The sequence below is a fragment of the Pseudoalteromonas sp. McH1-7 genome, from assembly GCF_013366255.1.
GTDB lineage: Bacteria > Pseudomonadota > Gammaproteobacteria > Enterobacterales > Alteromonadaceae > Pseudoalteromonas > Pseudoalteromonas peptidolytica.
The window spans coordinates 63,073-70,580 of the sequence record NZ_JABWPQ010000030.1 but is presented as its reverse complement, the minus strand read 5'-3'; the positions used below and the strand labels follow the sequence as shown (position 1 = coordinate 70,580).

The 7,508-nt window shown below is 44.1% G+C and carries 7 protein-coding genes; 5 read left to right on the top strand and 2 right to left on the bottom strand.

Annotated features, from left to right (window positions below; genetic code table 11):
• Positions 1–70: 70 nt before the first annotated feature.
• Positions 71–607, bottom strand: coding sequence for a GspH/FimT family pseudopilin (locus HUZ36_RS18760; RefSeq protein ID WP_225740684.1), 537 nt, complete (start codon positions 605–607; stop codon positions 71–73).
• A 137-nt stretch (positions 608–744) separates the two neighbouring features.
• Between HUZ36_RS18760 and glnB the strand changes: the two genes are divergently transcribed.
• The gene (gene glnB, locus HUZ36_RS18755) at positions 745–1,083 is read left to right on the top strand and encodes a nitrogen regulatory protein P-II (RefSeq protein WP_010371023.1); all 339 of its coding nucleotides are present in this window, start codon (positions 745–747) and stop codon (positions 1,081–1,083) included.
• Positions 1,084–1,150: 67 nt separating this feature from the next.
• Here the strand turns inward: glnB and HUZ36_RS18750 are convergent, their stop codons facing one another.
• Complete coding sequence (locus HUZ36_RS18750; protein ID WP_128731386.1) at positions 1,151–1,915, bottom strand: outer membrane protein assembly factor BamD; 765 nt, start codon at positions 1,913–1,915, stop codon at positions 1,151–1,153.
• 123 nt (positions 1,916–2,038) lie between these two features.
• Here HUZ36_RS18750 and rluD point away from each other — a divergent pair, with 123 nt between their 5' ends.
• From rluD to HUZ36_RS18730, 4 genes are all read left to right on the top strand, one after another.
• Entirely contained in the window at positions 2,039–3,016 is a 978-nt protein-coding gene (gene rluD, locus HUZ36_RS18745; protein ID WP_147388834.1) for a 23S rRNA pseudouridine(1911/1915/1917) synthase RluD, read from the top strand.
• 1 nt (position 3,017) lies between these two features.
• Entirely contained in the window at positions 3,018–3,734 is a 717-nt protein-coding gene (pgeF, locus tag HUZ36_RS18740) for a peptidoglycan editing factor PgeF (protein WP_176033670.1), read from the top strand.
• Positions 3,735–3,824: 90 nt separating this feature from the next.
• A complete protein-coding gene (gene clpB / locus HUZ36_RS18735) occupies positions 3,825–6,398 on the top strand; it encodes an ATP-dependent chaperone ClpB (protein WP_147388836.1) in 2,574 nt (857 codons plus the stop codon).
• A 151-nt stretch (positions 6,399–6,549) separates the two neighbouring features.
• Entirely contained in the window at positions 6,550–7,485 is a 936-nt protein-coding gene (locus HUZ36_RS18730; RefSeq protein WP_176033669.1) for a zinc-binding dehydrogenase, read from the top strand.
• Positions 7,486–7,508: the final 23 nt, after the last annotated feature.

Genomic DNA, 7,508 nt, shown 5'->3' with positions numbered 1-7,508 from the left:
TAGTCGAAAGATCTGATCTTGGAACAGGCATATAGTTCCCTGGTTTTTAAACTCTTATCCCGAGCTGGGGTTAATTACACTGATCCTCAGTATCGCCTCTATAGAGTGCTGTGCCAGCTTGAGACACGCTAAGTTGTTGATTGTTATCTTCACTGCCCGGACAATAGGTGAAATTACCAGTAGCTGCGCCACTAAGTAACCCACTAGAGTCAAATCTTAGGCGATTATCGCCAGAAAATACCATATTATCACTGGTATTTACGACTTCCATTACTCTGTGAAGCGTATCATTATTGTTAAATTGGCCGTCATTATTCCTATCGACAAAAACGGAAATTCGGTTTGTTGCCCAATCATCTGCACAAGCGAACGGAGCCCGGTTTTGTATACTTTCAGGGGGAGCTGGGCATAGAATGACAATCTCATCAGACGCTGTAGCTTTGACGCGAGCAAAGGCAATATTTCGCTGTAACTCCTGTAAAAAAGATTGCGCGCGGTCACGTTGCAACAGGTTGCCATCAAAGCTAAATGAAACAGCTAATACAATTGCTAAAATGGCAATTGTTATCATAAGTTCTAACAGGTTGAATCCCGCTGATTGTTTCATTACTGCCTCACAACCAAAAATTAATAATTTAATATTAGTATTATTGCGTGAAATCACCTCAACTTTCAATGTCTTTGTTTGCCTTGAACAGGTGTATTGTCTAAAATCGACGCTATACCAAAGGAATCGAGATAGTCATGAAGAAAATAGAAGCAATAATTAAACCGTTCAAACTAGATGATGTCCGAGAGGCGCTTTCGGATGTGGGGATCACGGGGATGACAGTGTGTGAAGTAAAGGGCTTCGGTCGTCAAAAAGGCCATACTGAGTTGTATCGTGGTGCCGAGTATATGGTAGATTTTTTGCCCAAGGTAAAACTTGATATAGTCACGGCAGACGAAGATGTTGATAGAGCCATTGAAGTGATCTTGAAAACAGCACAAACAGGCAAAATTGGCGATGGCAAAATATTTGTGACTGATGTTGAGCGTGTGGTGCGGATCCGTACCGGTGAAGAAGACGAAGAAGCGATTTAAGCCAGTGAGTCGGCTATTGTAGTGTAGTCAGTCGCGACCAGTATGTAGTCGCGACTGACTAGTGTATCTATTTACTGCGTGGGTTAGCTGATTTTGCTTTTTTTACGTTTTCTGCAAGATCCTGTAACCCCAATTTACGGTAACTCTTTTCCATAATATCAAAAGCTTGTTTTAAGTAACTACTTTGTGAGTAGTGTTCCACCACATATTTACCTCGGTTAGCTGCTGCAAGGTACGCTTCACGTTCAAAGTAATATTCAGCTACTTTTAATTCATAACGCGCCATTTTGTTTAATAGCCAGACGATGCGCTTTTTGGCTTCTGGTGCATAAGGACTGTTGGGATAATTTTTAACGAGTGTGGTTAAATCTTGAAATGCTACACGAGTACGATTTGCGTCTCTGTCAGCCCTATCCACTCCAAAGTACTCCTGAAATGCGTTTTCATCAGCTTTGATGCTTACAAGACCGCGCATGTAGTACATGTAATCAAGATCTTTATGGTTTGGATTTAAACGGATAAAGCGGTCAATTGTCGCTAGTGCTTGATCTGTGTTACCTGTTTGGTAATAAGCATAAACTAAGTCCATTTGAACTTGTCTTGCATATGGCCCAAAAGGGTATCTTGCGTTAATTGCGCCAAGTAACTCAATGGCGCGTGCATAAAGACCTGAATCTAAAGTTTGCTTTGCATCTTCATACAGTGCTTGTGCAGATTTGTTTGGTACGCGTTCTATATCTTCTTGTTCTGGTGCGGATGAACAGGCTGCCAAACCTAAAACAGACGCGGCTAACGCCAGCCTAAAGGCGTGTGTCCTTAAGTTTTTAATCATTTTATTTTACTACCTTTGTTTTCTTCGGCTAGGCCAACTCGGCAAAACCGAGTAAACTATGCATTTATACGATTCTAACCCAGTCGAGCACGGCTTGCACTGGTAAATTAGGTAAAGTTTCAGATGTCAGAGCAAATTTCCCTCCAAGCGGAGGTTCCAGTCGAACTCGGTGGTAAACGTCTAGACCAAATATTGGCGCAATTGTTCCCGGATTTTTCTCGTTCAAGAATAAAAACTTGGATCCTTGAAGATAAGGTCACCGTCGATGGTGAAGTTTTCAACACGCCTCGTGAAAAGTTATTAGGTGGTGAAAGCGTCGCCATTGAAACGGTTATCGAAGCCCAGCGTGAATACGAAGCGCAAGATATAGACCTAGATATCGTCTATGAAGATGATGATATTCTGGTGATAAATAAGCCGATGGGATTGGTCGTTCACCCTGGAGCCGGTAACCCCGATGGCACAGTATTAAATGCTCTGCTGCACCATCACCCAGAAATTATTAACGTACCTCGAGCTGGTATTGTTCACCGTCTCGATAAAGACACGACCGGTCTAATGGTTGTGGCGAAAACCATTCAAGCGCAAACACATTTGGTGAAAAACTTACAGGCGCGTGAAAACTTCACTCGTGAGTATGAAGCAATTTGTAACGGTACCATGACAGCTGGTGGCATGATTGAAAAGCCAATAGGGCGCCACGCTACAAAACGTACGCATATGGCGGTACATGAAATGGGTAAACCTGCTATTACGCATTATCGTGTTGCAGAGAAATTCCGTGCACACACTCGGCTTCGTCTGCGACTAGAGACCGGTAGAACGCACCAAATTCGTGTGCATATGGCATATTTAAATCATCCACTGATTGGCGATCAGTTGTATGGTGGTCGTCCTCGTCCACCGAGAAATGCCACTCAAGGGCTTACAGAGCAGTTAAGAGCATTTAAACGTCAGGCATTACATGCGATAAAGCTTAGTATCGCGCATCCAATTACAGGTGAAATGATGACATGGGAAGCGCCAGTGCCTGAAGATATGGTAAATCTGGTGACGGCGCTAAGAGAGGACACCAAAGAAAACCCAGACTTGACGCTGTAAGATGCAGCTAGCTCAGTGGCCACTTTCTCAACTTGTTGGGACACTATCGACAACGCGCGAAGGTGGTGTTTCTCTACCGCCTTTCGACAGTTTTAATCTTGCCTCTCATGTTGGCGATAATGCCGAACATGTTGCAGAAAACCGTCGAATCTTGCATGGTTACGTTGCCAACCCCATTGTTTGGCTTGAACAAGTCCATGGCGCTGAGGTTGTGGTGGTTGATGAGCAGTTTGAGGCGGCGCAAGTCCATCAAGCAGATGCACTCTATACGCGCTTACGGCAAACGCCTCTAGCTATCATGACGGCAGACTGTTTGCCGATCTTGTTGGCATCAGAAAATGGCGAAGAAGTAGCAGCTATCCATGGTGGCTGGAAGCCGCTCGCCGCTGGTATTATTGCAAATACACTTGCTAAGTTTCGTTGTGCCCCTGAAGAAATTCACGCATGGTTTGGCCCTGCAATAGGACCTGATGCTTTTGAAGTGGGTGAAGATGTAGTAAATGCGTTCGAAGCACAAAAAAGTACGGCCTTTAAAGCTACAAAAAAGGGTAAGTACCTTGGTAATATTTTTGCGCTTGCTGAAACACTATTGCGCCAACAAGGTGTTACAAAATGCTACGGCGAGAGACACTGTACAGTCAGTTTGCCTGAGCTGTACTTTTCTTATCGTAGAGACAACATAACAGGCCGTATGGCGACTTTGATTTGGCGCAAATAATCAGGTTAAATTATTACTTTAACGCTTGATCTTCGCTCCACTAATACCCATAAATAAAGTAATTCAATATTTTATATGGGTAAATAAATCATGCGTTTAGATAGATTTACAAGCAAATTTCAAGCTGCGCTTTCTGACGCGCAATCACTCGCGCTTGGGCGTGACCATCAATTTATTGAACCTGTTCATTTAATGTACGCTCTGCTACAGCAAAGTGGCTCAAGTGTACGAGCGTTATTGGCGCAAGCAGGTGTAAGCGCTGATGAACTCAATACCAAGCTATCTCAAGCCATTGAAAAATTATTTAAGGTTGAAGGCGTAGGTGGAGATGTCCAGCTTTCGAATAACCTGATTTCACTTATCAATCTATGTGATAAATACGCTCAAAAACGCAAAGATAAATATATTTCTAGTGAGCTTTTTGTTTTTGCGGCAGTTGAAGACAAAGGAGCTTTGGGTGAAATTTTCAAAACTTTGAATATTACCCAAGCAAAAATCGAGCAAGCGATTAAAGCGATCCGAGGCGGGCAGAAGGTTGACGATCCCAATGCAGAAGATACACGTCAAGCACTTGAGAAATTCACCGTTGACCTTACTGAGCGAGCCGAACAAGGTAAACTAGACCCGGTAATTGGTCGCGATGATGAAATTCGTCGCACCATTCAGGTGCTACAGCGCCGTACTAAGAATAACCCTGTACTTATCGGTGAACCGGGTGTTGGTAAGACAGCTATCGTTGAGGGACTTGCACAACGTATTATCAACGGTGAGGTGCCAGAAGGGCTGAAAAATAAGCGTGTACTATCACTGGATATGGGGGCGCTAGTCGCTGGTGCTAAATACCGTGGCGAATTTGAAGAGCGTTTAAAGTCGGTGTTAAACGAGCTTGCCAAAGAAGAGGGGCAAGTTATTCTGTTTATTGACGAAATTCACACTATGGTTGGGGCCGGAAAAACCGACGGTGCAATGGATGCTGGCAATATGCTCAAACCTGCACTTGCGCGTGGAGAGCTCCACTGCGTCGGAGCCACGACGCTCGACGAGTATCGACAATATATTGAAAAAGATGCTGCACTTGAGCGCCGCTTCCAAAAGGTATTTGTCGCAGAGCCAACCGTTGAAGACACTATTGCCATACTCCGTGGCTTAAAAGAGCGCTACGAACTTCATCATTCAGTCGACATTACTGATCCGGCGATCGTAGCTGCGGCGAACCTGTCACACCGTTATATTACGGATAGACAGCTTCCAGATAAAGCCATTGACTTAATTGATGAAGCCGGTTCATCAATTCGACTGCAAATAGACTCAAAGCCGGAGCAATTAGACAGACTTGAACGTCGTATTATTCAACTGAAGTTGGAAGACAGTGCACTGGCCAAAGAAAAAGATGAAGCCAGCCAAAAGCGTCGAACCGAGATGCAAGCACTCATCAATGAATTAGAAATGGAGTATCGTGAGCTAGACGAAGTATGGAACGCTGAAAAAGCCTCGCTTCAGGGTACACAAGTGATAAAAGCGGAGCTGGAGCAAGCGCGGTTAGATTTGGAAGTCGCGCGCCGAGCAAGTGATTTACAACGTATGTCTGAGCTGCAATATGGCCGTATTCCTGAACTAGAGCGTAAGCTTGACTTGGCATCCCAAGCAGAGATGCAAGAAATGAGTCTACTGAAAAATCAGGTTGGCGAAGATGAAATTGCTGAAATTCTCTCTCGCTGGACAGGGATCCCGGTGGCTAAAATGCTTCAAGGTGAACGTGAAAAATTACTCCAAATGGAAGATGAGCTGCACAAAAAGGTCATTGGTCAAGATGAAGCGGTGAATGCGGTTGCCAATGCTATCCGCCGCTCTCGAGCTGGGCTTGCTGATCCTAATCGTCCAATTGGTTCGTTTTTATTTTTAGGCCCAACTGGTGTTGGTAAAACGGAGCTAACCAAAGCATTAGCCAACTTTATGTTTGATACCGAAGATGCCATGGTGCGGATTGATATGTCTGAATTTATGGAAAAGCATTCGGTGGCAAGGTTGGTAGGTGCGCCTCCGGGTTACGTTGGTTATGAAGAAGGTGGATATTTAACTGAAGCGGTGCGTCGCCGTCCGTACTCAGTGGTGTTACTTGATGAAGTAGAAAAAGCTCACCCTGATGTGTTTAACATCTTACTGCAAGTCTTGGATGATGGTCGCTTAACTGACGGACAAGGGCGTACGGTAGACTTTAAAAACTCAGTGATCATCATGACTTCAAACTTAGGCTCAGATGTAATTCAAGAGCAGGCCGGTAGTAATGATTATGCCGCACTTAAAGAGCGGGTGATGGCAGTGTTGGCAAATCAATTTAGACCGGAGTTTATAAACCGGATTGATGAAACCGTTGTGTTCCACCCGTTAGTTAATGAGCATATTAAAGAGATAGCGAGTATCCAATTAGCGCGATTAAGCCAGCGCTTAACGCAAAGAGGTTTTGTGCTTGAACTAAGTGACGCTGCGCTTGATAAAATTGCTGCAAGTGGTTTTGATCCAGTCTATGGTGCGCGGCCATTAAAACGTGCTGTACAACAGTACATTGAAAACCCGCTGGCACAGGATTTATTACAAGGTAAATTTGTGACAGGAGATACTATCAAAGTCGATGTAGTGGATGACCAAATCGTTTTTAATCATTAACCGAGATTTGGATAAAGCATAAACTATCCACCACTAACAGTATACAAACGCGCTTGCTGGAGTAAGGCAAGCGCGTTTTTCATTGTTGTAAATTGCGTCTTCTTTCGCGTATTCTAAAAAACAACAAGCTCTCTCTAAAACTGAATCTCTTATGATAAATGAGTCAACTACTTACGGTGTTTATGAATTTGGTGATAGCAGCCAATTATGTCCGCTCACTCGTACTTTGCCAGCCCTTAACAACGGGCAGGTAGTGGTGAGGGTACTCAGCACCAGTGTTAACCCAATCGAGCTTAAAACAAGACAAGGCTTAGGCTATGTTGCAGAACAAAAAGAGGCAGGTACCTTTCTACCTTTGGGGTATGACTTATTTGGCGAAGTGGTGGGAGTATCTGACTCTGGTACACAACTTCAAGTGGGTCAACATGTTATAGGCATGGTTGGTTTTGCAAACAACCCTGGTACCTACAGTGATTATGTGGTTGCCAATGAAACTGAATTATTAGCGGTTTCAGCGCAAGAAAGTCTAGCGATCTCTGGTCTATGTTTAGCAGGCTTAACTGCAAAGCAAGCCCTTGATAAATTTTCCCAGTACGAGCGTCCCTTATATGTGTTGGCACCTACTGGGGGAGTCGGTCATTTAGCTATTCAATTAGCACAACTTCAAGGGCGTAACGTAGTTGCTGTGTCCACTCGTGCAGAACACCCACTATTGGCTCAGCTAAATGTTACCGCGATTAGTTACGATGCGTTTTATCAGTGTGATGTTGAATGCGACCTATTGGATTTGATTGGTGGTGAAATAGCACTACAGTGTTTGAATGCACTTCGCAGTGGCTCACAATTAGTTACAGTCCCCAGTGTGACCAAGGCACTTATTTGTGAGCAAGCCACGATAAAAGGGATAACGGCACAGGGAATGTTGGTTGCGCCTGATTTAGATGACCTGAAACATTTGTATCAGGCGTACCAAGCTGGCAAAATCAACATCAATGTGAGTCATTATTTTGATCTGGCAGACATTGCGCTTGCGCATGCTTATATGGAAAATGCGCAACATGTCGGTAAAGTTATTATTAAAGCCTGACCGTGGTGAGATAGGCAGTGATG